The 25,163-nt window shown below is 66.2% G+C and carries 26 protein-coding genes, 1 tRNA gene and 2 pseudogenes; 11 read left to right on the top strand and 18 right to left on the bottom strand.

Going from position 1 to position 25,163, the window contains the following annotated elements; genetic code table 11:
* Positions 1 to 54: 54 nt before the first annotated feature.
* A complete protein-coding gene (locus tag ACGFIO_RS24295) occupies positions 55 to 753 on the top strand; it encodes a hypothetical protein (RefSeq protein ID WP_392829025.1) in 699 nt (232 codons plus the stop codon).
* A gap of 582 nt (positions 754 to 1,335) precedes the next feature.
* On the opposite strand, the gene ACGFIO_RS24300 is transcribed toward ACGFIO_RS24295, so the two are convergent.
* The 3 genes from ACGFIO_RS24300 to ACGFIO_RS24310 all read right to left on the bottom strand — a co-directional run bounded on the left by ACGFIO_RS24300 (position 1,336) and on the right by ACGFIO_RS24310 (position 5,471).
* On the bottom strand, positions 1,336 to 2,937 hold the full coding sequence (locus tag ACGFIO_RS24300; protein WP_392828864.1) for an ATP-dependent endonuclease: 1,602 nt from the start codon (positions 2,935 to 2,937) through the stop codon (positions 1,336 to 1,338).
* A gap of 103 nt (positions 2,938 to 3,040) precedes the next feature.
* Positions 3,041 to 3,793 carry a hypothetical protein gene (locus ACGFIO_RS24305; protein ID WP_392828865.1) on the bottom strand — a complete coding sequence of 251 codons (753 nt, stop codon included), beginning with the start codon at positions 3,791 to 3,793 and terminating at the stop codon, positions 3,041 to 3,043.
* Positions 3,780 to 5,471 (bottom strand): class I SAM-dependent DNA methyltransferase, encoded by a 1,692-nt coding sequence (locus ACGFIO_RS24310; protein ID WP_392828867.1) that lies wholly within the window; start codon positions 5,469 to 5,471, stop codon positions 3,780 to 3,782. The genes ACGFIO_RS24305 and ACGFIO_RS24310 overlap by 14 nt, the downstream gene beginning before the upstream one ends.
* A gap of 306 nt (positions 5,472 to 5,777) precedes the next feature.
* Here ACGFIO_RS24310 and ACGFIO_RS24315 point away from each other — a divergent pair, with 306 nt between their 5' ends.
* Complete coding sequence (locus ACGFIO_RS24315) at positions 5,778 to 6,011, top strand: winged helix-turn-helix domain-containing protein (RefSeq protein WP_392828869.1); 234 nt, start codon at positions 5,778 to 5,780, stop codon at positions 6,009 to 6,011.
* Positions 6,012 to 6,023: 12 nt separating this feature from the next.
* Here the strand turns inward: ACGFIO_RS24315 and ACGFIO_RS24320 are convergent, their stop codons facing one another.
* Together ACGFIO_RS24320 and ACGFIO_RS24325 are read right to left on the bottom strand one after the other, a co-directional pair.
* Positions 6,024 to 6,713 carry an HAD family hydrolase gene (locus ACGFIO_RS24320; protein ID WP_392828871.1) on the bottom strand — a complete coding sequence of 230 codons (690 nt, stop codon included), beginning with the start codon at positions 6,711 to 6,713 and terminating at the stop codon, positions 6,024 to 6,026.
* Positions 6,710 to 7,576, bottom strand: coding sequence for a GntR family transcriptional regulator (locus ACGFIO_RS24325; RefSeq protein ID WP_392828873.1), 867 nt, complete (start codon positions 7,574 to 7,576; stop codon positions 6,710 to 6,712). Before ACGFIO_RS24325 ends, ACGFIO_RS24320 begins: the two co-directional genes overlap by 4 nt.
* Before the next feature lie 412 nt (positions 7,577 to 7,988).
* On the opposite strand from ACGFIO_RS24325, the pseudogene ACGFIO_RS24330 reads away from it, so the two are divergent.
* Positions 7,989 to 8,233, top strand: a pseudogene (locus tag ACGFIO_RS24330) (DUF6284 family protein).
* 165 nt (positions 8,234 to 8,398) lie between these two features.
* Here the strand turns inward: ACGFIO_RS24330 and ACGFIO_RS24335 are convergent.
* Complete coding sequence (locus tag ACGFIO_RS24335) at positions 8,399 to 8,812, bottom strand: hypothetical protein (protein WP_392828875.1); 414 nt, start codon at positions 8,810 to 8,812, stop codon at positions 8,399 to 8,401.
* Between ACGFIO_RS24335 and ACGFIO_RS24340 the strand changes: the two genes are divergently transcribed.
* The 4 genes and pseudogenes from ACGFIO_RS24340 to ACGFIO_RS24355 all read left to right on the top strand — a co-directional run bounded on the left by ACGFIO_RS24340 (position 8,811) and on the right by ACGFIO_RS24355 (position 13,028).
* A complete protein-coding gene (locus ACGFIO_RS24340) occupies positions 8,811 to 9,290 on the top strand; it encodes a hypothetical protein (RefSeq protein ID WP_392828877.1) in 480 nt (159 codons plus the stop codon). The two genes, ACGFIO_RS24335 and ACGFIO_RS24340, sit on opposite strands and share 2 nt — an antisense overlap.
* A gap of 511 nt (positions 9,291 to 9,801) precedes the next feature.
* Positions 9,802 to 11,457 carry a YfjI family protein gene (locus tag ACGFIO_RS24345; RefSeq protein WP_392828879.1) on the top strand — a complete coding sequence of 552 codons (1,656 nt, stop codon included), beginning with the start codon at positions 9,802 to 9,804 and terminating at the stop codon, positions 11,455 to 11,457.
* Positions 11,458 to 11,625: 168 nt separating this feature from the next.
* Positions 11,626 to 11,847: a helix-turn-helix domain-containing protein gene (locus ACGFIO_RS24350; RefSeq protein WP_392829026.1), complete on the top strand. Its 222-nt coding sequence runs from the start codon at positions 11,626 to 11,628 to the stop codon at positions 11,845 to 11,847.
* 2 nt (positions 11,848 to 11,849) lie between these two features.
* A pseudogene (locus ACGFIO_RS24355) lies at positions 11,850 to 13,028 on the top strand (tyrosine-type recombinase/integrase).
* A 152-nt stretch (positions 13,029 to 13,180) separates the two neighbouring features.
* Here ACGFIO_RS24355 and ACGFIO_RS24360 read toward each other — a convergent pair.
* Positions 13,181 to 13,251: transfer RNA gene (locus tag ACGFIO_RS24360), tRNA-Gly, on the bottom strand.
* 27 nt (positions 13,252 to 13,278) lie between these two features.
* On the bottom strand, positions 13,279 to 13,779 hold the full coding sequence (locus ACGFIO_RS24365; RefSeq protein WP_392828881.1) for a pyridoxamine 5'-phosphate oxidase family protein: 501 nt from the start codon (positions 13,777 to 13,779) through the stop codon (positions 13,279 to 13,281).
* Between the two features lie 54 nt (positions 13,780 to 13,833).
* Between ACGFIO_RS24365 and dcd the strand changes: the two genes are divergently transcribed.
* Positions 13,834 to 14,412, top strand: coding sequence for a dCTP deaminase (gene dcd, locus ACGFIO_RS24370; protein WP_392828883.1), 579 nt, complete (start codon positions 13,834 to 13,836; stop codon positions 14,410 to 14,412).
* A 13-nt stretch (positions 14,413 to 14,425) separates the two neighbouring features.
* Here dcd and ACGFIO_RS24375 read toward each other — a convergent pair whose 3' ends face one another.
* The 8 genes from ACGFIO_RS24375 to ACGFIO_RS24410 all read right to left on the bottom strand — a co-directional run bounded on the left by ACGFIO_RS24375 (position 14,426) and on the right by ACGFIO_RS24410 (position 20,493).
* Positions 14,426 to 15,358 carry a hypothetical protein gene (locus tag ACGFIO_RS24375; protein ID WP_392828885.1) on the bottom strand — a complete coding sequence of 311 codons (933 nt, stop codon included), beginning with the start codon at positions 15,356 to 15,358 and terminating at the stop codon, positions 14,426 to 14,428.
* Positions 15,359 to 15,459: 101 nt separating this feature from the next.
* Entirely contained in the window at positions 15,460 to 16,290 is an 831-nt protein-coding gene (locus ACGFIO_RS24380; protein ID WP_392828887.1) for a hypothetical protein, read from the bottom strand.
* Positions 16,287 to 16,607, bottom strand: a complete 321-nt coding sequence (locus ACGFIO_RS24385) for a PadR family transcriptional regulator (protein WP_392828889.1) — start codon at positions 16,605 to 16,607, stop codon at positions 16,287 to 16,289. Before ACGFIO_RS24385 ends, ACGFIO_RS24380 begins: the two co-directional genes overlap by 4 nt.
* Positions 16,608 to 16,994: 387 nt before the next feature.
* Positions 16,995 to 17,849, bottom strand: a complete 855-nt coding sequence (locus tag ACGFIO_RS24390) for a LamG-like jellyroll fold domain-containing protein (protein WP_392828891.1) — start codon at positions 17,847 to 17,849, stop codon at positions 16,995 to 16,997.
* Positions 17,850 to 18,463: 614 nt separating this feature from the next.
* Positions 18,464 to 18,907 (bottom strand): hypothetical protein, encoded by a 444-nt coding sequence (locus ACGFIO_RS24395; protein WP_392828893.1) that lies wholly within the window; start codon positions 18,905 to 18,907, stop codon positions 18,464 to 18,466.
* Positions 18,908 to 19,004: 97 nt separating this feature from the next.
* Entirely contained in the window at positions 19,005 to 19,418 is a 414-nt protein-coding gene (locus ACGFIO_RS24400; RefSeq protein ID WP_392828895.1) for a VOC family protein, read from the bottom strand.
* Between the two features lie 10 nt (positions 19,419 to 19,428).
* Positions 19,429 to 19,875, bottom strand: coding sequence for a helix-turn-helix transcriptional regulator (locus ACGFIO_RS24405; RefSeq protein WP_392828897.1), 447 nt, complete (start codon positions 19,873 to 19,875; stop codon positions 19,429 to 19,431).
* A gap of 75 nt (positions 19,876 to 19,950) precedes the next feature.
* Complete coding sequence (locus ACGFIO_RS24410; protein WP_392828898.1) at positions 19,951 to 20,493, bottom strand: phosphoribosyltransferase family protein; 543 nt, start codon at positions 20,491 to 20,493, stop codon at positions 19,951 to 19,953.
* Positions 20,494 to 20,634: 141 nt separating this feature from the next.
* On the opposite strand from ACGFIO_RS24410, the gene ACGFIO_RS24415 reads away from it, so the two are divergent.
* Positions 20,635 to 21,747 (top strand): PP2C family protein-serine/threonine phosphatase, encoded by a 1,113-nt coding sequence (locus ACGFIO_RS24415; RefSeq protein WP_392828900.1) that lies wholly within the window; start codon positions 20,635 to 20,637, stop codon positions 21,745 to 21,747.
* Between the two features lie 5 nt (positions 21,748 to 21,752).
* Here the strand turns inward: ACGFIO_RS24415 and ACGFIO_RS24420 are convergent, their stop codons facing one another.
* Positions 21,753 to 21,902 carry a hypothetical protein gene (locus ACGFIO_RS24420; protein WP_392828902.1) on the bottom strand — a complete coding sequence of 50 codons (150 nt, stop codon included), beginning with the start codon at positions 21,900 to 21,902 and terminating at the stop codon, positions 21,753 to 21,755.
* Positions 21,903 to 22,175: 273 nt separating this feature from the next.
* Between ACGFIO_RS24420 and ACGFIO_RS24425 the strand changes: the two genes are divergently transcribed.
* Positions 22,176 to 24,032, top strand: a complete 1,857-nt coding sequence (locus ACGFIO_RS24425; protein ID WP_392828904.1) for an acyl-CoA dehydrogenase — start codon at positions 22,176 to 22,178, stop codon at positions 24,030 to 24,032.
* Between the two features lie 27 nt (positions 24,033 to 24,059).
* Here the strand turns inward: ACGFIO_RS24425 and ACGFIO_RS24430 are convergent, their stop codons facing one another.
* Complete coding sequence (locus ACGFIO_RS24430) at positions 24,060 to 24,578, bottom strand: SixA phosphatase family protein (RefSeq protein WP_392828906.1); 519 nt, start codon at positions 24,576 to 24,578, stop codon at positions 24,060 to 24,062.
* Between the two features lie 109 nt (positions 24,579 to 24,687).
* Here ACGFIO_RS24430 and ACGFIO_RS24435 point away from each other — a divergent pair, with 109 nt between their 5' ends.
* The gene (locus ACGFIO_RS24435; protein ID WP_392828907.1) at positions 24,688 to 24,966 is read left to right on the top strand and encodes a DUF6458 family protein; all 279 of its coding nucleotides are present in this window, start codon (positions 24,688 to 24,690) and stop codon (positions 24,964 to 24,966) included.
* Positions 24,967 to 25,163 lie beyond the last annotated feature (197 nt).

Raw genomic sequence — 25,163 nt, forward strand, 5'->3', positions numbered from 1 at the left:
TCGCCCGCGCCGGGTCCTCCGCCCCCGCCTCCGCAGGTTCGCGGGCGACGGACGTTGCAGACCCCCCTAGTGGTCCCGGCCAGCGGTTACGTCTTTACCTTCCTGGTGCACGCCACCTTTCATTGGTCCGCGGAGGGCCTCTACCAGGAGCAGTTGTCAAGCCTTATGGACGCCTTGGCGCCGTATCCGGTCAGGCGGCTGAAGGCGCTCGCGGCGCGGTACGCGCGTAACCACGCACCCCATCGCGCCCGGGAAATGGAGCAGGAACTGCAGCAGGCGCTCACCGAGGGCGGCCCCTGGCCGTTCACCTGGCGGGGAATCTCGGCGAGCTGCCGGCCGTACGTGTGGGTGGAGCTGGACGAGCAGGTCAAGGAGGCGGTCCGGCCGTACTGGGAGCAGTTGATCAGGCTGGATTGCGAGCATGACGTGCGAGTGCGCCGCGCCGAATACACCGAGCGGCTCAGCCGGCAGTGGACGGACATCTTGACCGACCTGCTGGGCAGCCCGGCGGCCGCGGGTGCTGCCGAGATGACCGAGAAGGAGCTTGCCGAGGTTGTGGGGCGGATCGTTGCGGAGCAGCGTGCGGCTGCGGAGAAGCTCGAAGACATGATGGCGGAGAAGGCCAACAGCGCCGATATGCAGGAGCGTTCCGAGCATTTCGAGCAGTTGCGCGAGCGGTTGGAGCGCCGCGCGGACGGACTGTTCCACCCAGCCTCGACCGCCCCAGCCGGGGATGGAGGCGGCCCAGCGTGACTCAGGATGGAAGAACGACTCGACAATGAGACGTCCGGTCGAGGGAATGGGTCAGCACGCCGGGTGACACGTTGGGTAGTTCGTCCGGTAAGCCGCGCGCACCGCAGATTGAACCGGCGCCAGCTCGCTAATCAAGTCGAGGTTTAGGTGGACGGCAAATGGATGTCGCGCGCTGAACGACGGCACGATGGCACCGTCAGATTTCCGATCTGACCGTGCCACTCTTCGGCTCCCGGCCGCTACCGCCTTACCCCCATGAGGGCGCTTTGTATGTCACCGCTGGCTGAGATCTCGGAGCGGTGCGAGTAGCAGTCGAGTCTCGTTCCCCAACAAACCATCGACCACCTATCGATGAAAAGACGCGCACAAATGGGCCCTGAGTAGCAAAAACTTTGGAGCGGGTGACGGGAATCGAACTCGCACTGTCAGCTTGGGAACCGTACAGAGTGGGGTTCGGCGTGGGATCCTTCCCGGTCTGGGGGTGCCGGGAGCGGCCTGGAGTAACCGCAGCGAGCCTGCGCTAATGGCACGTCAATGGCACACGACCTTGCTGATTAGCCCATCGACGTGGGCAGGGTCGTGTTAGCTCGTCGCGTCCCCACCACCTTCAGCCGGCCTTCCCGAGACAACGGGCGGCTTCAGGCGCAACTCTAGGACCTCAGATTCAACTGCTCGAAGCTTGGCGATCACCTCGGCTGCACTCGACTGGAAAGCCTCTCTTGCTCGATCCTCGTCTTCCTCGATCCAATGCAACACCTGCTTCAAAAGCGCTTCCTTAAGCTCCTTTTTCAGCTTCTTATCTTGCTCCGAGAGCGCCCGCTCAACAGCGTCGGCAAAATCCTCGGGATAATACCGCTCAAACTCCCGTTCGTCCCACTGCTGGAAGTGATCCGCAGGCCAATCTTTGAAGGTCTTTCGAAGATCCTGCACGATGTTCGAGCCGACAGGGCCAGCGTCCAGGAAGACCCATGCCCGCCCTCTATATACCTCGGATAGGTGCGAAAATAGTAGCATCTCCCGGTAACTCAACATCAACGGCTTCACGCGAGAGTCGCCCCGAGCGCCGATAAAGGTCAAGCGAAGCAAGCCTGGAGCAAACCATTTGGAGAGGTACTGCCTGATTAGGCGCTCCGCGCTGGATTCTTCGAAGATCATCCAGCCCTCTTGAAGTGCCAGGTCAGGAAGCTCGTACCCTAAATCCGAAAGAACTTCCAGACGTTCTTCAGACGATGCTACGACTCTGACCTCAGATTTTGGAGGAAAGCTTTCTCCCCTCGTCACATGGAGGACGGTAGTGTCGGCAACTGCACCAAGCCTCGTCAATACGACGCTGCTATGGGTTGTGATGACGAACTGGTTGTCTTGCGACGATCGCTTTACCTCTTCAAGGAGTTTCTTAAGCGCAGCCGGATGGAGGTCGTTCTCCGGCTCTTCGATCAGAATGACTCGACCTTTTGCTACACTGAGCGTAACCAATAGACTCAGTGTCGTAGCGATCCCAGCACCCATAGCCTCGACAGGTATATACCTATCGAGGTCAATCGCAACACCAAGCTGCTGTACCGAGCTTTCGGGAGTGTCTACAACATCGAAGTTTAGTCCCAAGATGTCCTTGCACATGGATCTAAAGCGAATAGCCTCAGGGACATCCAGGCCGGCCAAGCGGCGAACTCTCGCAACTATGTTGTTGTCGCTAGCGTGAACTGCCCTTCCAATAGTGCTATTAGTCTGCTGCTGGTATGAAGTCGGCAAACGCGCCGAGAAGATCGGGTAAATCACGTTGCCCGGCTCGCTGCTCGGCGCTCGATCAACTCGGACGGTATCTTCCCCGCCGATACTCGTAGCTGCGAGCGATATAGTTCCGCGGTTCGCTCTGTCAGTCGGTCCTGCGGAACTAATCGTCGCGCCCAGCACGGAGGGAGAACCGAAGCGATTCCCAATTAGGTTTCCGCCGCCGTCTTTCATCGGCAGGTCCATGAAACCCAGCAATATCTCGGCGCTCTGCGCACCGACTCGGACATCGCTATAGAACAAGTCAAGGTTTTCTTGTACGACGCCAATGGCGCGCAAGAGTGTCGACTTCCCCGCGTTGTTACGCCCGACGATCACTGTGATCGGACCCAGCGGGAGGGGGCCAGAGTCTTCGATCGAACGCAGGTTTTTGACTTGCAGGGAGTAGAACATGTCACACTAAATATCAGATTCGGCGCCCACAAATCAATGGGATTTCAGTTGGGTTGGCATCTGCCGCTTGCGGCACTGACGTCAGCTCGCGCAGGGGCCGATGCTAGTCGATGTCACCACCCGGCCTGATCTTGTAGATCTTGCCGTTGTTCGCATCATAAGTGTCAAAGTTTCGAATTGCCGTCAACGTAGTCAGCTCCGTCAGCGCCTCGTTAATCTCGATCGGCGCGACAGAATTGTTGACCTCATAACAGGTCACGGAGGGCTGGAACTTATTGGCGTCAAGCAACAAGACGAATAGCCGTTCGAACTGTTCTTCGCGCCCAGCCGGATCATCTCGGCCGGTGAAGAGCCGGAATCGCGGAAAGACGTTCTGCAGGGTCGACTTCCGGCGATCAGTGCCATCACTCGCCGCCCCGACATCGAGGAAGAGCCAGCCGCTGAGTACCGCATACGGGAATCTGCGATGCAGGGTGATTGCCTCGAAGAGCATGTCTGCACGCCGATTAGTTAAATTCTTTTGGTAGTTTCGGCTTTGTTTGTCGCGGTACATGATCGTTTTAATAGATGCTGCAAACAGCAGACCACTTTCTTCCGTGGCCCACGTTACATCCACCTTCTTTGCGCCGATACCGCCGGCAAGTCTCCGCTCGACACCGGAGAGCCCTACTTCCCCTGGGCCTGCCGGCCGAGCTTCGAGCATTCCTCGAAGCCGCAACTCCTCACCAAAAGCGCCCGCAATCACGTTACTTAACTTGCTCACCCATGGGTTCTTCTCTCCCTGCGGCGCTTCATCGCTAGGACGCGGTCCAAGTCCCTTGATTCCTGCAATCAGCAGATCGTCAATTCTTGCCACGCCCCACTCCTCCCCCACGCGCGGTTCTTCGTGCGGTGAGCTCCGCATGTGCCGCGCGAAGTGCCTTAACATCGGATCGGCTCACACCTAGGGTGCCGACCAGGAGCACATCATCCACCAACTTGGCAGCCTCAGTGAGACGGCCCCCACGGAGGTGAGTTGCCATCTGAGGTCGAATCTCGGAGAGCGACTTGCGCGCCGATGTGACCAGCGAAGGGCTCGGAACAGGCAGCCGGTCCGCCTCCCTCGGCTCCAGCTTGAGCATCCCTCCGCCGTAGGCGCGACCCACTGTCTCAGCTCCGACCAAAGTCAATGAATTGAGCGCGGCAAGTGGAAGAAGATCCATACCTAGGCGCTTTAGACTCGGCTTGAGATAAACGCCATGAACCGAGTTTAGGTTGTGTGTTCTCGCCCGATTGGTGCACAGCCGAGGCGTGTCCGCGTTCATATAAGTGAGAAGAAGGTCCGCGGGCGGAACCATTGGAACTCGCCACCAAGGCTTTCGGACGCGACACTTGTAGGCAGTCTGAACGTTTAACTGTTCGCCGTGCTCGATATAGCGCCACCCTGCCTCGGATGGTTCCGCGGCAGGACGAAACAGAAATGTCGGAGCGCCGTTGCGCTGTAGCTCCTTTAGCGCCGAATCGGTAAGTGTCAGCCCTCGAAGATGACTGGATCCTGGCGGCGATAGACTAATGAGGTCTGTCGCCTGAAGGCCCAGCTCGGCTACCCGTGTGCCGCTCAGGGCAAAGAACTTATTATTCCCAGTGACCATGCCAAGCGTCGTGTCGCCCCACTGCTCTAAAACGGTGAAGTCTGAACCGCCGGTGAGTCCGCTATAGGCGCTCAGCGCTTCTGCTGACAGAAGCGACGGAGTCCACTTTCCTTCGACACTTTCGGGCTTCCAGATACGGGCGACCGCAGAGCTACTGAGAGATTCTGCGTTTTGTACTTGTATGAGTTCACATTGGTCTGTTCCGACTTTTCCTTCCGGGTCATAGCCTTCGGCAAGTAGAAGGACCACTTCTTCTAGAACACCGGGAAAGACGCGTTCCGTAAACAGAACGAGCCGCACGGTCCTGAAGCGACTCATCAAGAATCGTCGAACCTCGGCGGCATAGTTGACAGTCATGAGTTCGGCGGGCAAAACCAGGCCTATCCGGCCGCCCGCCTTGAGGAACAGCGACGAGTGCACTGTGAAGGCTGCCCACGATGACGCGAGCCCCGTGAGCGGGACGCCGGCTTCGAACGCTGCTGCACGAGATCTGCGACGAGCCTCACCGGTGAACTCTTGGTAGCGGATGTACGGCGGGTTACCAACTACCGCGTCGTACTCCTGCCTTGGGGCGACCGTGAAGAAGTCGGCACATACGACACGAGCATCGACGCCGGCTCGAACCAACAAGGACTGAGCGGCCTGCGCAGACTCGGGATGCAGCTCTACGCCGTCAAGGATCGGTGCCGGTATGTGCCCCGGCTGTCCGGCGCGTAGAGCGGCCATACGCTTGACCGCCGCGAGAAGAAACGCAGCCTCCCCGCAAGATGGTTCAAGCACTCGGTCGGTGGGTGTCCGGATTGCCCAGTCCGTGATGTAGCGGGCCAAGGGCTCGGGTGTGAAGAATGCCCCGCGAGCCTTCCGCAGCACATCGGTGTCGACTGCTGCGGAGGTAGAGACCATGAGAACCATCCTTGCGCATACCTCTCCGTGATCGGCTTTACGGTCGAGCGTGTCGTCGAAGCCGGATCGATGGCGCGTCTCCGAGATCCATGTACGCGTAGAGTCCGCAAAGGCGAAGGCCCGGAGCACTATGACTGCTCCGGGCCTTCGTCTTGACCACGAGCGAACCTGTACCCGTCCGCCGCGCTGTCTGGGCTGCCTAAGCGCCAACCGAGGTTGCCCATAAGCAACCTCCCACAGCTAGCGTTGGGTGGTCAAGGGCTAGTTGAGGGTGGTCTACTCGGGGAGCCAACCGAGGAGATCAGGGTGCCGCCGCGTTACCGATACGAAGAGATCGCCGACGACCTGCGTCAGCGGATCGACGCTGGGGAGTTCCCGCCCGGCTCACGCTTGCCGAGCCGACGTGAGCTGACGGTCCAGTACGAGGTAACCGAGCCGGTCATCGACCGTGCGATGCAGATCCTTCGGGTCCTGGGCGTCACCGAGACGCTGGCCGGCGTCGGTGTGTTCGTCCGTGACGACGCACCCAGCGGTTCCTAGCCTCAGACCTGCTCAACCGTCAGCCATCTCGACCAGGGCCTTAGCGAGGGCGCCCATGCTCTCGATCACGACGTCGGCCTCTTGGAAGGCGTCGACCTTCGCCGGCCGATTTGCGTATCCGATGCTGCGTACGCCGGCGGCCGTCGCTCCGACGATGTCGGACAGCGAGTCGCCCACCAGCACGGCCTGGCCCGGCGGGATGTCGAGCGCTTGCACCGCTTGCAGGATCGGTTCTGGGTTGGGCTTCATCCGGCTTGGCTCCGCGTAGGCCCGGCCGATCACCGGCGATACATAGCCGGCTAACCGATGGGCCGTGAGGTAGGCGGTAACGGCGCCGGCCGAGTTGTTGCTGACTGCTGCGACGAGTAGGCCCGCCTGCTGTGCCGCGACGATGACCTCTCGGCCGTATGGAGTTGGCGAGGCGCTTTCCACCGCGCGGCATTCGGCCGCACACAGCGCGTCCTCCACCGCCCGTGTCACCGCCTGGTCGCCGACTGAGCCCGTCCAGCGCAAAATCTCGAGCGGGTCGGTCTCGGCCGCCAGGTCCGGTGGCAGGTCGACACCTCGACGTTGCAGCAGTTCGACCAGTTCCGCGGCGATCTTCGGTGCCGGGTAGCCGGCGAAGATGCCGCACACCGGGCCGTCGAAGTCCAAAAGGATCGCGTCAACCTCGGCTAGGAGCCGAGCGAGGTCGGCGCTCATCCTTCGTACCGGTAGGCGATGGTCGACCACACCGAGTCGAACCATTGACGGGATGCTTCTACGAACTGCGTGCCGTGGGAAGCGTCGTCGTCGGTTACGGCGTAGTGGAACAGCGGCACGTCCTTGCCCATGCGGTCGTAGATCGCCATGGGCTCGCCTTTGATGGAGACGGTTCGCTCTACGACCGGATAGAAGCCGTAGAAGACCTCTTCGTTGTTGAGGATGTAGAGCTTGAACAGCGGCGACGCGCGATGCATGCGGACGTCGACGGTGGTGGAGCGAACTAGGCCGAGGTCGCCCAGCTCGGCGACCTGGTCGAGGATGCCGTCTGCTGCTCGGCGAGTGATGCGCTCGGCCCGTTCCCGTACGGCCGGGTCGTCGGACTGTGTCTCGGCGCGGGCCGGCAGCGCCATAGGAACCGTCATGTCCGAGATGAGCACGCGGACGGCGATGCTTTCCGGTGTGAGCCGGCCGACGCGCACCTTGTCGAGTGCCTCGGCGAGAGCGTCGCGCAGGGTCTCCCCTGAGAAGCCGGCGAAGTCGATGGAGACATGCGGCCGCTCGAATGACGCTTCGATGTGCGGCCGGAGCTCCATCGCACGCTGAGTCTGAGCACGCACAAAGGCGCCGCTGCCCTGGCGGGTGACGATCAGTCGTTCGGTCCGCAGGATCTCCAGCGCGCGCTTCACCGTCTCGCGAGCGACCCCGTACCGAGCGGATAGGTCTGGTTGCGACGGGAGCTTGTCGCCGGGCTGCAGCCGGCGCGTGAGGATGGCCGCCCGCAGCTTGTTGGCGATCTGCTGCGAGGCCTGTTTGGGGTCGTCCGGATCGAGTTGTCCCAGGAAATCGAGGTTTTCGGTCACCGCATCACGATAGCGCTGACTAGCCAAGTTAGGAAAGTGTCGGCTTTAGGCCTTGACCTGACTAGCCATGTCCCCTTACGTTGATCTCGGTCAACCTGACTAGCCAGGCGAGCCAAGAGGTCGGCAAGGACCGGTACGACGGCACGTGGTTGCCGTGCGCCCGCGACACCGCCGAGTCCTCATTGCTCATTGAGAACTAAATACCGTGACCTGCGGGGTTGCTCGGGTGTTCGGCCGTTGACTTGTCCGGCTGCCAGACCTGTCCGCCAGCTCAACGTGAAGCGCTAGGCAGCGCTTCACGCCTTACCTCGCTGGTCGCGGGGCCGCGCCGATCGGCGCGGCCGCCTCAATTTCCCCATCCGAAGGCCGGCAGTCGCTGTGTTCGCCGGCCTCATCTCCGGAGGTATTTCCCGTGCGGAAGCTTCAACTGGACGCTGACGGGCCGTCGGCTGACGAGCTGGACCTGATCGAAGCCGAATGGCCGCTGATCGCCGCCGAGCTCGACGTACTGGACGCCGAGATCACCCTTATCAACGCCCCGACCGGGGCGGCCCGACCGCCTTGGACTGGCGCCGGCTGCGCCGAGCCGAGGCACACGTCACCCGCGTGGCCGCAGACCTGGCCGCGTGTCCGGCCGACCGGAAAGCGGTCGCCTGATGACCAACCAAGACCTGCACCGCCTCAAGCGCATCAGCTGGGCCATCCGCGCCGTCTTCGCGCTCGGCATCGCGGCATCCCTGGCCGGAAACGTGCTGCACGCCGAAGACAACGCCATCAGCCAAGCCATCTCGGCCTGGTCGCCGCTCGCACTGCTGCTGACGGTTAGCGGATGGCCACTCCGACCATGTGCCAGTACGAGACCCACGCCGCGATGCCGGCGATGACGGCGGTTGCGGCGAGCCGGGCGTATGCGGTTATGCCTCGCCGGACCGGGACTCGGGAAATCAGCTCTATACCGCGCTCGTCCAGGCCGAACGGGGCGGCCTGCCAGATGTCCGTGGGCTTGCAGCGCAGCAGCGGCGTACGCCCGGCCCCCACCGAAAGCGGGTCGCGGTCGGCCACCCAGAGGGTGTGCCGTCGGTGCGAGGTCGCGTCACGGGTGATGAAGACCTGTGACACGGCGACGTCGAGTCCCGAGGCGATGGCGCCGCGCGCTCTTACCGCGTCGTCGAAGGTCTTCCCGTACGGCAGATCGATCGACACCTGGGAGCCGGTGCCGGAGGAATCGCGCGCCATGGTCGAGCCAAAGGCGATCTGTTGGTACGGCTTGTCCGGGTGCCCGAGGCCGGCGGCGTACAAGGGCGTGGGCATCCTCCGGGGAGCCTCGGACGCGACGCCGACTGTCCGCACGTACCTCGCGGATGCCGACGACGCGGAGAAGATCCTTATCGAGGCTCGGAAGCTACGCGAGGCCGCCGGCACCCTGTCCGGCATGGCCGCCGGGGAAGACGTCGCGCGAGTCTCCCGAGACGTGCTCGCCGATGTTCGGGCGATGTTCGAGCCGACCGAGCGCGGCCTCCAGCGGGAGGACATCGCCGGCCGCCTCGACGACCGTCTCAGGGAGTTCTACGCGGACGTGACAGCCGAGTCGATCTCTGCGCAGGTCCGTTCGTTCGGTGTACGCAGCGTTGACGTCAAGTGCGGCGGCAAGGCCTTGAAGGGCGCCAAGGCCGAGGACATCGACGCGGCTATTCACCGACGCAAGGCCGCCTGACGGTCGCGGACGACCCGCGACCGGTCGCGTTGACGCGACCCGACCCGCGACCGGCCTGGTCAGCACAGACATTCGCCGGTCGCGGGTCGCCCCTCCATCACAAAGCCTTGAAATACCGTCCAGGGAGGCATCGGGTGTCCACCCTCGCCGCGACCGCAGCCCCGACCGCAGGCCTTCTCGGCCTACTTCTCCTTGCTCTCTTGATCGCCACTATCTGTTACGCCGTTGGTTGGTGGCTCTGGCCGTTCGGCAACTGCCGACGCTGCAAGGGCACCGGCAAACGCCGGTCCCCGTTCGGCCGCGCGTTCGGTCTCTGCCGGCGCTGTCACGGCGACGGCCGTCGTCTCCGCGTTGGACGCCGGATCATCAACAGCCTTCGCGAGCTGCACGACAAGGGCGTCCACTGATGGGCGCCCGGACCATGGCGCGATTCAGCCGCGCTGAATCGCCTCACACGGCATGGTGCACCCGAGACCACCGCTGCGGCGTCGCCGAGCACCGCTCACCAGACATGACCGCTGACGGCGTCGGCGGACGAGCCTGGCTGACGCGGGTGCGTGCGGGAGATCAGGAGTACGTCGAGGTTCGTGCGCGGATTCCGCTGCACGCTCACGACACGGTCGCCAGGAAGCAACTCGCGACCGCTCTCGGCCTCATGCGCGAGTTGCTGTTCCACGTCGCGCCCCGTTGGCGGCATCTCCCGCCGTTTCCTGCCGAGGTGCTGCCCGATTGGCTGGCCGAACAGGTGTTCGCGGTCGCGGAGTTCACTCAGACTCCGACAGACCTCGCCGGCAGCCTCGCCTTGGCGTGTCTGTCGACGGCGGCCGGCGGACGGGCCGAGGTCGAGGTACGTGGTTCCTGGCGGGAACCGACCAACCTCTACACGGTCGTGGTGCTGCCACCGGGCTCGCGTAAGTCCGCGGTCTTCGCCGCCATGGTCGCCCCAATCCTGTCGGCCGAGAAAGACCTGATCCAGCGCACCGCTCCGGCGATCATCGAGGCCGAGTTGTCCGCGAAGGTCGCTGGGAAGGCAGCCGAAAAGGCGGCTTTAGCGGCTGCCAGCGCGGACGCTGCTGGTAGAGACACCCTCATAGCCGAAGCGACCGCAGCAGCCATGAACGCTGAGGCCATCACCGTTCCGGCCAAGCCTCGGCTCGTCGCGGACGACATCACCAGCGAGACTGCCGCATCACTGCTGGCCGAAGAGGGCGGCCGACTCGCCGTCCTATCGCCGGAAGGCGGCATCTTCGCAACGATCGCCGGCCGCTACTCCGGCACTCCAAACCTGGAGGTGTTCCTCAAGGGCCATGCCGGAGACCTCATGCGCGTGGATCGGCGCTCACGAGAGGCCGAGCACGTCGACAAGCCCGCTCTCACCATGGGCCTTGCAGTTCAGCCAGAGATCCTGCGGGATATCGCCGGCATGCCCGGATTCCGAGGCCTCGGCCTACTCGCTCGCATCCTGTTCGCCGTGCCGGAGAACACCGTCGGCCGACGAAAGGTAGGAGCCGATCCGATTCCATCTCAGGTAGCGGCCGACTATCACAGCGGTCTTCACGCCCTGGTCGCCGCGCTCGCGGACTGGACCGATCCGGCCGTGATCGTGCTGGCGCCCGAGGCCAATCAACGAGTCTTGGAAATTGAGCGTGAAGTTGAGCCTCGGCTGGCACCCGGCGGCGCCTGGTCTCACGTCGTGGATTGGGGCAGCAAGTACACCGGTGCCGTGGTCCGTATCGCCGGGCTACTGCACCTCGCCGAGCACCCTGGCAACGGGTGGGGCAGCAGCGTCGACGCCGACACGATCGAGCGCGCGGCGATGATCGGCGACTACTACGCCGCTCACGCGCTGGCCGCGTTCGACGACATGGGTGCCAACGCAGCCACCCGCAACGCCCGGCACGTTCTCGCCTGGATCGAACGAACCGCGACGAGCGCATTCACCAAGCGCGAGGCGTTTCGGGCGGTTCAATCCGCCCAGCTCAAGACGGTCGCTGATCTCGATCCCGCCCTTGCTGTCCTGGAGGCGCACGGATATCTCCGGCAGCTCGACCCGCCCCTTCCAAAACGAGCCGGCGGCCGTCCACCTTCGCCCAGCTACCTCGTGCATCCCGAGGTGCATCGACCGGCCGCGACCGTGCACCCGCTCGGCGCGCGCCGAGCCTCGTAGTCGGCCTGACGGAACCGACAGAACTGACACAACCCATCCCGATCGAGGTTCTGTCAGTTCTGTCGGTTCTGTCAGCCGCGCTTCGCCCTTCCCTGCCTCGCCGAAGTACCGCCCCGGAAAGGGACCTCGATGGCTAAGCGGATCACGAATCCGACTACACCTGTTCCGATGCTCCCAACAGAGCTCCTGACGATCGAAGAGGCCGCACAACGGCTCAACATGAGCGTTCGCTACCTGCGCCGCGCCGTCGCAGAAAGGCGTGTCGCTTTCCACCGCCTCGGCCGTTCCGTCCGTTTCGATCCGGCCGACCTCGCAGCCTTCGTCCAAGCCGGCCGCGTAGAGCCCATGACCCCCGAGTCCGTATGGCGCGGATTGAGGAGCGTTGCCTGACCATGGCGAACAGCAAAGGACATCGCCGATTCGGCAGCGTTCGAAAGCTCCCATCTGGCCGCTATCAGGTCCGCTACCCCGCCCCCGACGGCACGATGCGACCGGGAGAAACCACCTTCGCGAAGAAGGCTGAGGCCGAGCGCTACCTGTCGCTGGTCGAGACGCAGATGGCAAAACGGGAGTGGATCGATCCCGAGCGAGGCAAGATCCGCTTGCAGGATTACGCCGAGCGCTGGATCGCCGAGCGCCCCAACCTGCGACCGAGGACGGTTCACCTTTACACCTGAACGCTCGGAAAGCACATCACTCCGTACCTCGGCGGCGTCCCCCTGAACCGCCTCGACACCCCGATGGTCCGCGAGTGGCGTAGCCGGCTTCTCGCCGAGGGCGTCTCCGTGACGATGGCCGCCAAGGCTTACCGGCTGCTACGCGCAGTCCTCATGACCGCGACAAAGGAAGACGAGCTGATCCGTATCAACCCCTGCCGTATCAAAGGTGCCGACCAGGAGAAGGCCGCCGAGCGGCCCGTGCTTTCCGTCCCGCAGGTCTTCGCCCTGGCCGAACGAATGCCCGGCCGATTCCGTGCGCTGATCCTGGTTACGACGTTCGCCTCTCTCCGCTGGGGCGAGGCGATGGGGCTCCAGCGATGCGACATCGACCTCGCGGCCGGCACCGTCCGCGTACGTCAGGCGTTTGTCGAACAGCGCGGCGTCGGCCTGGTCCTCGGCCCACCGAAGTCACGGGCAGGAATGCGAGTCGTTGCGCTCCCCAAGGCCGTGATGCCGGCCGTCGCTGCCCACATGGCCTCCCACGTACAGAACAGCGCCGAGGCGTTCGTCTTCACCGGCGAGAACGGCCGAACGGTGTGGCGCGGCACCTTCAACAAGCTGGTCAAGTGGTCCGAGGCGGTCGCGACCGTAGGAGCACCCGGACTCCACTTCCACGACCTCCGACACACGGGAAACACCTTGGCCTCGCGCGCACCCGGCGCAAGCCTCCGAGACGTCATGGCCCGGATGGGCCACGACAGCCCAAGAGCGGCCCTGATCTACCAGCACGCCAGCCGTGAGGCCGACCAGGGCATAGCTGAGGCGATCGACCAGGCGGTCAAGGCAGCCCGCCGCAAGCCGTCTCGAAGGAAGCCGCCGCAGCCGGCCGAGGGCGCCGACGAGGTCGCGTAGGCGAAGCCAATGGCACGCTAATGGCACGACCCGGCACCTGACGCTCCCAGGGCGGTCACCGCGACGTGGGGTTTCCGGGGCTCGGCCCCGGAGCAGATATGCGAAAAGCCCCTGGTCCCGCGCTCTTTGCGGACAGGGGCTTTTCGGCTTTGAGCGGGTGACGGGAATCGAACCCGCACTGTCAGCTTGGGAAGCTGATGTTCTGCCATTGAACTACACCCGCGAGGTGTGGCCCCGCCACTGTACCCGATCAGGATGGGACCAGTGAACGGCCTAAGTGGGCCGCCGGGTCGTGCCACTTCTGGGTGATCGGGGGGACTCGGGTGGCGAAGGGGAGGGCGCCGGCGGCGCCGTGGTGGCGGAGCATGGCGGTATCGATGGTGAGCTCGAAGAGGCGCCAGTCGATGACGGGGGAAGCGTTGAGGGCGTCGGCCAGGCGGGCGATGACGACCGGGTCGTGGACGGGGGTGGCGACGCCGCTGAGCATGGCTTCGTCGTCGTTTTGCTCGGGAGGGTAGGAGTGCAGGGCGTAGCGGCCGTCGCGTTCTAGGTCGCGGCGTTTGGGGGAGTCGACGACGAAGCAATACAGGGCGTCGTCGGTGATGACGGGTGACACGGGGTGGACGCGGGGTGAGCCGTCGGGGCGCACGGTCGCGAGGTAGCCGAGGCCGGGACCGTACTGTTGCAGCAGCATGCGCACGCCGGCGGCCAGGGCGGGCGCGGCGGCGGCGAAGCTGGACCAGGTTGCCATCGCCCGATCATATCGAACACACGTACGAATCAGCCACCGAAGTATGGTGTTGCGATGCTGCTCTCCGACCGTGACCTGGTCTCCGAGATCAAGTCGGAAAACCTCTCGCTGGAGCCGTTCGCGCCGGAGCTGATGCAGCCGTCCAGCATCGACGTGCGCCTCGACCGCTTCTTCCGGGTGTTCAACAACCACCTCTACACGCACATCGACCCGTCGGTGCAGCAGGACGACCTGACCGCGATGGTCGAGGTGGGCGAGGGTGAGGCGTTCGTGCTGCACCCGGGCGAGTTCGTGCTGGCCTCGACGCTGGAGGTCATCACGCTGGGCGACCAGTTGGCCGGCCGTCTCGAGGGCAAGAGCAGCCTGGGCCGCCTGGGTCTGCTCACGCACAGCACGGCCGGGTTTATCGACCCGGGTTTTTCGGGCCATGTCACGTTGGAGCTGTCCAACGTGGCCAACCTGCCGATCAAGCTCTATCCGGGCATGAAGATCGGCCAGCTCTGCATCTTCCGCCTGTCGAGCCCGGCCGAGCACCCGTACGGCTCGGCCGTGTACGGCAGCCGTTATCAGGGGCAGCGCGGCCCGACCCCGAGCCGGTCGGCGCAGAACTTCCGCACCTGGCCGACCGGCTGAGGGTCTCGCGGCGTCAGCCGGCGATCGTCACCGTGAAGGTCGCCTTGTTGGCGCCGTCGGTCTGGGCCCCGATCAGCGGGCTGTTGAGCAGGCCCGAGGTGGTGGCGGTGCCGAGGGGGCCGGGCTGGGAATCGGCCGGTGCGGTGAACAGCCAGTCGTAGGTGCGGGTCTGGCCCTGGGCCAGCCGTTCGAAGAAGGCGCATCCGACGCCGGTGCCTCCGGGCGGGACCGGCAGGTCGACGTCGCCGGGACCGCAGTTTCCGTCGACCGCGTACGGCCAGTCGGTCAGGCCGGCCGGCGCCGCCATCTGGCCGCCGAGCAACTGGTGGCCGGCGTCGCCGTTTCCGGTGAGGGTGACCGGGATGCGGCCGGCGAACGTGCCGTCGTCCTGGCGGGTCAGCGTGACGTTGCCGGGTGTGGTCACGGTCAGGTTGGCGGTCTGGTCGGGGGTGTACGCGACCGGGTTGGCCACCGAACCGCTGGTGGAGCGGAAGACGGCGGGGAACGCCACGGTCTTGCCGTCGATCTCGATGCTGCCGGACGTGGTGGCGCGCCGGGCGACGGGCTTGCCCGCGGCGGGCGAGTAGAAGACGACGTTCACCGTGACGCTCTCGCCCGCCGGGATCGTGCCGAGGTAGCAGTCCCAGGCCTGGCGACCGTCCTGCGGAGCGGCGATCAGGCAGCCCTGGGTGCCGGTCGCGTCGTCGAACGTGCCGGCCAGCGGCTCGAGCACCGTCACGGCCTTGTCGACGTCCTGGTCGGTGTGGTTGGTGATGGTGACTTCGAGGCTGCCGGTGTGGCCCCACTGCTGGGGCTCGAAGATCAGGTTGCCGACGGTGAAGGTCACGTCCGCGGCGGCCGGTGCGGCCTGGGCGGCGACGCCGCCGGCGAGCAGGACGGAACTGGCGGCGAGCGCGATGGCGCCCGCGCGCAGCATGGTGCGCATGGGTGGTGGCTCCTTCTTCTCGATTCCCCGTACGACCAGAGCGAATGAACCCTGGCCCATCGAACAAGCGATCGAAGCCTAGCGGAGATCGATAGCGGCCACTATGGCGTAGTCCACTGTGTTCGACGACGGGCCGCGGTGCTCAACAGGACCAGTGGCGGCAGCGCGGTGACGGCCAGCCCCAGCAGCATCGCCGGGAGGTGCGGTGGGCCGCCGACCGTGATCAGCGCCAGCTGGATGAGCAGCGTGTTGAGGAAGAGCAGGCCGACGGCCATGGTCACCCGTTCGTCGATGGTCAGCCACAGCAGGGCGGCCATGACCACACCGAGCAGGGCGCCGCGCTGCAGGATGCCGGAGACGGCCGGGAACATCGCACCGTAAAGCTGGTCGCCGACTGCGAGCAGGATCGGCAGCAGGGGCAGGTAGCGGAGTGCGCCGGATGCTCGCGCCGGCCGGTACCGGTGCAGGACGATCAGCAGCAGGACGGCCAGCGGGGACCGCAGCGGCAGGCCGAGCCCGCCCCCTCCGTACAGCGGCCAGATCACCGCCGCCCCGATCCCGAGCAGGGCCGCGGCCGACGCGATCAGGTAGCGGCCGCGGACGGCGGTCACCAGGGCCACCGCGCCGAGGACCAGGGCCGCCAGGCTCGGCCCCCAGAACGCCGAGATCAGGTGTCCGCCCAGGTCGACGAGGTCGCCGGCCAGGAGCATCAGGGCGGCGGCGCGGAAGGCGGTCAGCCAGTCCAGCCGGCGGGACGGGGCGTGGTCGCGGGCGGCGTGGGCCCGGAGCGCCCCGACGATCAGGGCCCGGGTCTCGCGTGCGCTCGGGCCGGCCTGGAGGAGCGTGTCCAGCATCTCGGGGCCACGGGCGGCCCGGTAGGCAGCGGGGTACAGGCGGATCAGCCGGGCGTACCGGCGCTCGAGGTTTCTCATGCCAGGCCTGCCGCGGGCCGGGGTTGTGGGCGGGTGACGACGCGGGCGGCCGCGGCCAGGTGCTCGGCCTCGGCCTGGAGTGCGTCGCGGCCCGCGGGGGTGAGTGCGTAATAGCGCCGCGCCCGCCCGTTGACGATCTCCTCGCTGACCACCTGGATGTACGCCTCGGTGGTGAGCCGGTCGAGGGCCGTGTAGAGCGTGCCGGTGGCCAGGCGCACCCGCCCGTGGGACAGCTCGTCGGCCCGCTTGATGATCGCGTAGCCGTGCCGCGGCTCGTCCTGGAGCGCAGCGAGGATGAAGTACGTGGGTTCACGCATGCGTCGACTATATATGTCGCTCAACTACTTATGTCGAGAACCGCGTCGAGTGGTCGCGTCGTGGCCGCTCGTACCCCCGGATTGATCTTGGCGTAGGCCCGATGCGTGGTCACGCCCCCGGCCACAAGCGTGATGCATATGTGTGCTCAGAGCCGCTCTGAGCACACATATGCATCGGGGCGCCAGGCCGCAACGGCAGTGACCGCCACAGCGGGAACTGGCTGTCCACAGGCTGCCGGGCCGGCTGGGGGCCGACCTCTAGGGTGTCGTCATGGGCGCGTTGAGACCGTGGCACATCCTTGTCCTGCTGTTCTGCCTGATCGTTGTCGCGGGCGGCGCCGCGGCGCTGGTCGCGATCATCCGGGCGACGAACAACAAGAAGGATCGCTAGGCGATCGTCAGAAAGACGTTGTCGATGAGGCCGGCGAACTGGTCGTTGCCACGGTTCGCACCCTTTCCGCCGATGCGCAGCGGTTCCGCGTTGGCGATGGAGAGGTTCGCCGGGACGGGTACGGCCGCCCGCTCGCTGCCGTCCACGACCAGGGCGAGGCGGTCCTTCGTACGGGTACAGGTCAGCTGGTGCCATGCGCCGTCGGCCACGTCCAGTGGCGGCTCGGCCCGATAGATCCGGGCGCGGCTGGCAATGACGCAGCTCGGATGCCCCTGCCGGTGGTCGACCTGCAGTTTGAACTGGCTCACCCCGCCGACCGAGTAGCCCTTCTGGACGACATTCGCCCCGTCGGCCAGGTCGGCGTGCGTCATCAGCACCGACGCCCCGTACTCCAAAGACCTGGTCCCGGGGTTGAGCGCGTCGTCCCGGCGGCCCTCCAGGATGGCGCGCGGGCAGTCCCGTTCCCGCGGCATCGTGCACCGGTCCGGATACTCGACGGCCAGGCCCGGGCCCTGCGGCACCAGGCTGAGCAGGCCGCCGTTCTGCCCGACGGCCCGCAGCTCGTGGCCGCCCTGAGCGTCCACGATCGGCTTGTCGACGCCGCCGTCGAAAGTGTAGCGGACGCTGACCGGCCGGGCGGCGACCGCGATCCGGCCCGGCTGCTCGCGCTCGGACGGACTCCCGCTGCTGGTGATCACGCCGGCCGCCGGCGGCGGCAACCGCACCTGCTCGGGCGCCGGATCCCGGGCCGGCATGGCCTCGGCCCGGGTCAGGTGCACGGCGCCGATCACGCCCGCGCCGAAGACGAGCACTGCGGCGATCGGGCCGGCCAGACGACGGCTGTGAGACATGGGGTTATTGTCCGGATAGCCAGATATCGACGCGACGCAGGGTCCAGCTTGTCCGGAATGCGGAGCGCGGTGGCGGGTGCAGCTGCGAGTGGTGACGCCCCCACAGGCCGCCACCCTCCTGGGTGACGCGATCACGCGGCGGCCGCACCGCCGACGTCAGCGCCACCGCAGCTACAGCCTTCGGTGCCGACCAGTCCCCGTTCAGCGCCGACCGCTTCCACCCATCCAGCGCCGGCGCAGGTGATTGACTGTGCCCCATCGAAGCGGTCCTGGCCCTACTGATCGTGGTCGGCAGCCTCGCCGCGATCTCAGCCGGCCTCATCTGGCTGGCCCGTCGCGTCCGCCGCAGCGGCACAGGCGCGAGGCTGATGGGCCCCATCGACGAGATCTACAACCCAGGCGCCCACCGATCGCGGCAGGAAATCCAAATACAGGACCAACGCATGCAAGCACCCTCATCAGCCGACGACCAATTCCCGCGGCGTGACTGACACCCAGCAACACAGACCGTCAATCCGTCACGGTGTGGTGGGTGCTCTCGGCTGGATGCGGGGCGGGCCGCGTACGTCGCTCGGTGAGAGCGGCGTGCGCGGCCCGGCGTGCCCCGGTGGGGGTCAGGCGTTCGCGTACGGGTGCATCGCGTAGTTCTCGTCGCTGACGTCGACCGCCGTCGCGTGGCCGGGCTCGCCGTAGTAGGCGACGTCGGCGAAGCTGTCCTCATCCTTGTCGACGAAGACCTGGTCGATCTTGCCGTCGCCGTCACCGTCGAACTCGGCCCGGTCGGCCTCGCCGTTCAGGTCGGTGTCGTAGAGGAAGACGTCGGCGCGGTTGTCGCCGTCGGTGTCGAACTGCTGGACCTCGTTGACACCGTCGTGGTCGAGGTCACCGTAGATGCTGTCGGTCGTGCCGTCGCGGTCGGCGTCGGTCTCGGTGAAGTCGATCTGACCGTCGTGGTCCACGTCGTACGTGATGGTGTCGATCAGGCCGTCCTCATTGGTGTCGAGCTCCTCGACATAGCCCATCTCCTGGCCCTCGAAGAACGTCTCGCCAAAGCTCATGACCGTCGTGTCCCTTCGCCCCCCGGACACCTCCCTGGTGCCCGCCAAGAACATTAGGCAACCCGGCCGAGCCCCAACTCCCTGAATCGTGCCACGCCTAAACGGGGGTCTGGTTGATGCGGACCATCGTGCCGGAGGGGTCGCGGAAGGCGCAGTCGCGGATGCCGTACGGCTGGTCGGTGGGCTCCTGGACGACCTCGGCGCCGGTGGCCTGGATGCGGTCGAACGTCTTGTCGACGTCGGACGTGGCCAGGACGATGGTGGCGTAGCTGCCCTTGGCCATCAGCTCAGCGATGGTCTTGCGTTCGGTGTCGGTGACGCCGGTGTTGGACTTAGGCGGGTAGAGGACCACCGACATGTCGGGCTGGTCGCTGGAACCGAGGGTGATCCAGCGCATTCCGCCGTAGCCGACCTCGTTGCGGACCTCGAAACCGAGGGCGTCGCGCCAGAAGGTCAGGGACTCGTCGGGGTCGTTGGCCGGAAGCAGCGTGTTGTGGATGATCAGGCTCATGCGATCCACGTTAGGGCTGGTGGAGGGCCTGTGCTTCTCGATTCCTGACCGGTCTGGTGACCTGTTTGGCCACGCACGGCGGGATGCCGGCGGCCTGGTCGGCGGCATCCTTGCGGTACGCGCTGGGTGACATGCCGACGAGTTCGGAGAAACGGGTGCTGAACGTGCCCAGGGACTGACAACCGACAGTGAAACAGACATCCGTCACGGACAGGTCGCCCCGCCTCAGCAGGGCCATCGCGCGTTCGATGCGGCGGGTCATCAGATAGCTGTACGGCGACTCGCCGAACGCCGCCCGGAACTCCCGGCTCAGGTGCCCGGCCGACATGTGTACGCCGCGGGCCAGTGCCTCCACGTCGAGCGGCTGGGCGTACTCGCGGTCGATCCGGTCCCGGACCCGGCGGAGCAGAGCCAGGTCACGGAGCCGCTGCTCGTGCTTCGCGTCGGTCGCCTCCACGGACACCAGGGTGCCTGGTGGACAGGCGCGATGGAAGTAGATACCGGGAACACGCGCCCGGGAGGTGGAAAAGTCCTATGTAGAGGTGAGGTCGTCGCTGGTCAGCAGGCCGCGGATGCTCACGTTCTGCGGACACTCGTCGATGATCACCGCCGTACCCACCGGAATCGCCCCAAGTTCGGACACCAGCTTGTAGATCGCCCGGGACTGCGAGCCCGTGGCGGCCCAGTCGTCGACCACCAGGACACGGTCGTCGGGGCCGATCAGGCGGGAGCGTACGCCCAGGCGCTGCGGCTCACCGCGATGGTCGGCGGGTACGTCGGCCCAGGTCATCGGCTCGGCGATGGGCCGGCGGGCGCCGTGCCGGTACGCCTCCACGAAACCGACGCCCAGCGCCCGCGCGACCAGCGGCCCGACCAGGAATCCGGTCACCTCGGGCGACACCACGACCGTGGGCTGTTCGTGGGCGAACAGGCCGGCCAGCGCCTGCCCCAAACCGTCGAGAATATGGGGATCCCGCCACCAGCCGGAGCGGTCGCTGACCAGGACCTCGCTGTCCGGACCGGGGTCGGTCCAGCGGAAGGCGGCGATCAGTCGGTCACGCAGATCGGATGTCACCGGCACATCCTGACATCGCCGGTGAGGGGTGTCGCCGCCGACCGAACGAGCCGGACCTGCTCCGCCGGTCAGAACCTCATCAGACTACGGGTCAAGTTGGTGCGGTTGCCGGGTTCGATCAGGCATGCTGTCCGCGTACCCATGGCTAATTTCTTTGCGTCGGGCCGTAGCCCGCTGAGCCCAGGATCCCGCGCCGGTCTCGGCGCGGCTTTCGTGCTGCTCGGGCTGTTGTCCGCCATGGAGCTGACCGAGCCGAGCCGCGCGAATTTCATCGGACTTTTCGCGACCGTGCCGTTCCTGGCCGCCGTTTTCGCGGGCTGGCAGGCCACGTTGGGGATCGGTGCCGTGGCCACGGTGGCCGGCATGGTGTTCGCCAGCACGGACAGTGAGCACAGCGTCGCCGGGCTGGCCAATGTGGTCGGGATCATGCTGGCCACCGGCATCGCGTCGGCGGTGGCGACGATCCGGCAGCGGCAGGCCGACCAGATCGGCGAGTTGCTGCGCCTGGCCGCGGTCGCCCAGCAGGCGGTCCTGCGCCCGATCGGGCCGCAGGTGGGTGCGCTGGCGGTGGCCGGCCGGTACATCTCGGCCACGGCCGCGGCGGACATCGGTGGAGACCTCTACGAGGCGCTGGACACGCCGTACGGGGTCCGGATCATCATCGGCGACGTACGCGGAAAGGGTCTGGACGCGGTCCGGCTGGCCAGCATCGTGTTGGGGTCGTACCGGCATGTCGCGTACGAGCGGGCCGATCTGCGGGCCATCGTGACCGATCTCGACCGGGCCGTGGCGCGCAGTGTCGGCGACGAGGATTTCGTGACGGCGGCGCTGGTCGAGGAACGTGGCGGCACTCTGACGATCGTCAACTGTGGACATCCGGCACCGCTGCTGCTGCGCCGTGGCCAGGTGATCGCCCTGGATCCGCCGGCGCCGGCGCCGCCGCTGGGCTTCATGCCGGTCGCCCAGCCGCGCGTGGAGCGGCTCGAGCCGGGCGACCGGCTGCTGTTGTTCACCGACGGGCTTGGTGAGGCCCGCCGGGAGGGTGAGTTCTTCCCGACCACGGACCGGGCGTGGCGGCTGCTCGGTCACGGGACGGTCGGTGACGGTCTCGCCTCGCTGGAGACGGCGCTGGTCGACTGGGTGCACGGCCAGCTCGACGACGACATCGCCTTGGTGCTGCTGGAATACGCCGGGCCGGCCGCCGAACAGGCGCAGCCGATGCCGAGCTGGGAGGTCGGAGCCGCGGGCTCCTGAGTCCGCTACACGGCGGCCGGTGTGGTCTCCGCGGTGGGTTCGGGCGTGGGTTCCGGTGCCGGCAGGGGCTCGGGCTGGCGGTGCTTGCCCACGTACTTGCGGGGCTGGTCCGCCTGGCGAGGCTCCGGAATCAGGCTCTTGATGGTGGCGAACACGGTGACCTCCTGGGCCTCGGGTGTACGTCCCTCACGTACACATGGAGAACGAGCCGATCGGACGCTCGATACGTCACAGTCGGCGCGCCGACTTGCAAATGGCCGAACGGTTGTCCCGCTTCCCAGCCGATCGGGGACGTCGGATTCGCGGATCGACGGACCATGCCCCCCAGCCAGGGTCTTGATCACAGAATCATCGGCGGGTTGTCGGTGCCTACCCATCGGTAATACAGTGGGTGTTACTGACGGGTAACTCGCGTTCCGGGGAGCACAATGACGCACTACTTGAGCAACCTGCGCGACCTCGAGTTCAACCTCTTCGAGGTATTCGGGGCCGACAAGGCGTTCGGGCAGGCGCCCTACGACGAGATCGACGTGGACACCGCTCGCGACATCCTCCGCGAGATCAACCGGATGGCGCGGGAGGACCTGGCCACCAGCTTCTCGGTCGCCGACCGCAATCCGCCGGTCTTCGACCCGGAGACGCACACCGCGCCGCTTCCGGTGGAGTTCAAAGAGGCGTACGCCAAGTTCATGGCGGCCGAGTTCTGGCGACTCGACCTGCCCGGTTCGCTCGGCGGCACGCTCGCCCCGCGGACCCTGTGGTGGGCCATCGCCGAGAACGTGCTCGGTGCCAACCCCGCCATCTGGATGTACGCGAACGGCCCGTCCTTCGCGCGCGTCCTCAAGGAGGAGGGCACCCCGGAGCAGCAGAAATGGGCCGAGCTCTTCGTCGAGAAGGAGTGGGGCGCCACCATGGTGCTGACCGAGCCGGACGCCGGCTCGGACGTGGGCGCCGGGCGTACCCGGGCGGTCCCGCAGGCCGACGGCTCCTGGCACATCGAGGGCGTGAAGCGGTTCATCACCTCGGGTGAGCACGACCTGACCGACAACATCATCCACTACGTGCTGGCCCGCCCGGCCGGCGTCGAGGGCGTCGGCGGCCCGGGCACCAAGGGGCTGTCGTTGTTCCTGGTGCCGAAGTTCCACTTCGACTCCGAGACCGGTGAGCTGGGCGAGCGCAACGGCGTCTACGCCACCAACGTCGAGCACAAGATGGGCATCAAGGTCAGCAACACCTGCGAGCTGACCTTCGGCGAGCACGGCACCCCGGCCAAGGGCTGGCTGCTGGGCGAAGTCCACCAGGGCATCCGCCAGATGTTCATGATCATCGAGTACGCGCGGATGATGGTCGGCACGAAGGCCATCGCGACCCTGTCCACCGGCTACCTCAACGCCCTCGAGTACGCCAAGAACCGGGTCCAGGGCGCCGATCTGGTCGAGAACACCAACAAGGCCGCCCCGCGGGTCACGATCACCCACCACCCCGACGTACGCCGATCGCTGATGTTGCAGAAGTCGTACGCCGAGGGTCTGCGCGCCCTTGTCACCTACACCGCCACCTGGCAGGACAAGGTCGCCATCGCCCAGGCGGCCGGCGACACCGAGACCGCCAAGATGGCCAGCCGGGTCAACGACCTGCTGCTGCCGCTGGTCAAGGGAGTCGGGTCGGAGCGGGCGTACGAGCTGCTCGGCCACGAGTCGCTGCAGACCTTCGGTGGCTCCGGCTTCCTGCAGGACTACCCGCTCGAGCAGTACGTCCGGGACGCCAAGATCGACACCCTGTACGAGGGCACGACCGCGATCCAGAGCCTCGACCTGATCTTCCGCAAGATCGTGCGGGACCAGGGTCAGTCACTGGCCGTGCTGGCCACCGAGATGCAGAGCTTCATCGAGACCGAGGCCGGCAACGGGCAGCTCAAGGAAGAGCGGCTGGCGCTGGGCAAGGCACTGGGCGAGCTCAACGCCATCCTCGGCGTGACGATGACCTGGCTGGCCGGCGCGCAGGGCGGCGACTCCCGCGAGCTGTACAAGGTCGGGCTGACGTCGCGCCGGGTGCTGCTCGCGCTCGGTGACGTCATTGTGTCGTGGCTGCTGCTGCGGCAGGCCGAGGTCGCCCTGAAGGCGCTCGGCGGCGAGATCAAGCCGGTCGACAAGAACTTCTACGAGGGCAAGGTCGCCGCGGCGCGCTTCTTCGCCCGCGAGGTGCTCCCGCGGATCGGCGCCGACCGCCGCATCATCGAGAACACCAACCTCGACCTGATGGACATCTCCGAAGACGTCTTCTGATCGCCCCGCTGCGCGGCCCGTGGATCCCTATCCGCGGGCCGCGTGCCGTTTCAGCAGCCGCATCGAGCCCGGTTCGGTGCCGGACCACAAACCCTCGGTCTCGTGTACGGCCAGACCAGCGGTCTTCAGTCCGGCGAAGTCCGCGTCCTCCTCATCCGGGCGCAGCAGAACCGACACATCGGACATTGTCGGATTGTGTCCCACCACCAGAACCGTCGCGATCTCGTCCGGTACCCGGCGCAGCAGGTCGATGACCTCGGTGCGGCCGCCCTCGTACAGGCTGTTCTCGTAATGCACCTCGGGCGACGCCGCGGACGGAGCCGCCTGGGCCAGCGCGACCGCCACCCCGTGCCAGGTCTGCCGGGTACGCGCGGCCGGAGAACAGATCACCAGGTCGGGTGCCAGCCCCTCGTCGGCCAGCCACGCGCCCGCGGCATCGGCGTCGGCCGCGCCCTTCTCGGTCAGACGCCGGTCGAAGTCGAGGTGATCGCCCGGAATCTCCGCCTTGGCGTGGCGCAGCAACACGAGCGTCCGCTTTTCCGTCATCAGATCAGCTTGCCTGATTGAGGATTCGGTCGCCGGGGTAAACACGCCATCGACGTGGAACCCTGTGCCGCCCCAACCAATCCCGGCGGCATCCACCTAGGAGGGCCCGATGGGCATCGGCGGAAGCATCTTCCTACTCGCGCTGGGCGCCATCCTGGCGTTCGCCGTGAACGCGGACATCAGCGGCCTCGACATCAACGTCGTGGGCTATGTCCTCATGCTGGCCGGGCTGGTCGGCTTGATCATCACCGTCTGGTATTGGAACAGCCGGCGGCGTACTGTCGTGCGGGAACGAACGCCGATCGTCCGCGGCGACGGCCGGGTCGTGGACGAGGTTCACACCGTCCGCCGCGAGGACCCGCCGCCGCCCCCCACCTACGGCGCCTGATGCTTATTTGTGCTCAGAGCGCTCTGAGCACAAGGACGCATCGCTTCAGTGCGCGGAGCGGCGCTGCACAGGCGTGATGCATATGTGTGCTCAGAGCCTGTGAGCACAAGGACGCATCGCTTCAGTGCGCGGAGCGGCGCTGCACAGGCGTGATGCATATGTGTGCTCAGAGCCTGTGAGCACAAGGACGCATCGCT

The organism is Actinoplanes sp. NPDC049265, assembly GCF_043197135.1.
Lineage (GTDB): Bacteria > Actinomycetota > Actinomycetes > Mycobacteriales > Micromonosporaceae > Actinoplanes.

Coding starts and splice junctions, on each gene's coding strand:
- ACGFIO_RS24350 (WP_392829026.1), top strand. CDS start 11,626: ATGCTCCCAACAGAGCTCCTGACGATCGAAGAGGCCGCACAACGGCTC.
- ACGFIO_RS24395 (WP_392828893.1), bottom strand. CDS start 18,907: ATGAGCTTTGGCGAGACGTTCTTCGAGGGCCAGGAGATGGGCTATGTC.
- ACGFIO_RS24400 (WP_392828895.1), bottom strand. CDS start 19,418: ATGAGCCTGATCATCCACAACACGCTGCTTCCGGCCAACGACCCCGAC.
- ACGFIO_RS24435 (WP_392828907.1), top strand. CDS start 24,688: ATGGGCATCGGCGGAAGCATCTTCCTACTCGCGCTGGGCGCCATCCTG.
- ACGFIO_RS24430 (WP_392828906.1), bottom strand. CDS start 24,578: ATGACGGAAAAGCGGACGCTCGTGTTGCTGCGCCACGCCAAGGCGGAG.
- ACGFIO_RS24380 (WP_392828887.1), bottom strand. CDS start 16,290: ATGAGAAACCTCGAGCGCCGGTACGCCCGGCTGATCCGCCTGTACCCC.
- ACGFIO_RS24320 (WP_392828871.1), bottom strand. CDS start 6,713: ATGAGCGCCGACCTCGCTCGGCTCCTAGCCGAGGTTGACGCGATCCTT.
- ACGFIO_RS24310 (WP_392828867.1), bottom strand. CDS start 5,471: ATGGTCTCTACCTCCGCAGCAGTCGACACCGATGTGCTGCGGAAGGCT.
- ACGFIO_RS24335 (WP_392828875.1), bottom strand. CDS start 8,812: ATGGCGCGCGATTCCTCCGGCACCGGCTCCCAGGTGTCGATCGATCTG.
- ACGFIO_RS24365 (WP_392828881.1), bottom strand. CDS start 13,779: ATGGCAACCTGGTCCAGCTTCGCCGCCGCCGCGCCCGCCCTGGCCGCC.
- ACGFIO_RS24375 (WP_392828885.1), bottom strand. CDS start 15,358: ATGCGCACCATGCTGCGCGCGGGCGCCATCGCGCTCGCCGCCAGTTCC.
- dcd (WP_392828883.1), top strand. CDS start 13,834: ATGCTGCTCTCCGACCGTGACCTGGTCTCCGAGATCAAGTCGGAAAAC.
- ACGFIO_RS24385 (WP_392828889.1), bottom strand. CDS start 16,607: ATGCGTGAACCCACGTACTTCATCCTCGCTGCGCTCCAGGACGAGCCG.
- ACGFIO_RS24340 (WP_392828877.1), top strand. CDS start 8,811: ATGGTCGAGCCAAAGGCGATCTGTTGGTACGGCTTGTCCGGGTGCCCG.
- ACGFIO_RS24425 (WP_392828904.1), top strand. CDS start 22,176: ATGACGCACTACTTGAGCAACCTGCGCGACCTCGAGTTCAACCTCTTC.
- ACGFIO_RS24300 (WP_392828864.1), bottom strand. CDS start 2,937: ATGTTCTACTCCCTGCAAGTCAAAAACCTGCGTTCGATCGAAGACTCT.
- ACGFIO_RS24345 (WP_392828879.1), top strand. CDS start 9,802: ATGACCGCTGACGGCGTCGGCGGACGAGCCTGGCTGACGCGGGTGCGT.
- ACGFIO_RS24415 (WP_392828900.1), top strand. CDS start 20,635: ATGGCTAATTTCTTTGCGTCGGGCCGTAGCCCGCTGAGCCCAGGATCC.
- ACGFIO_RS24390 (WP_392828891.1), bottom strand. CDS start 17,849: ATGTCTCACAGCCGTCGTCTGGCCGGCCCGATCGCCGCAGTGCTCGTC.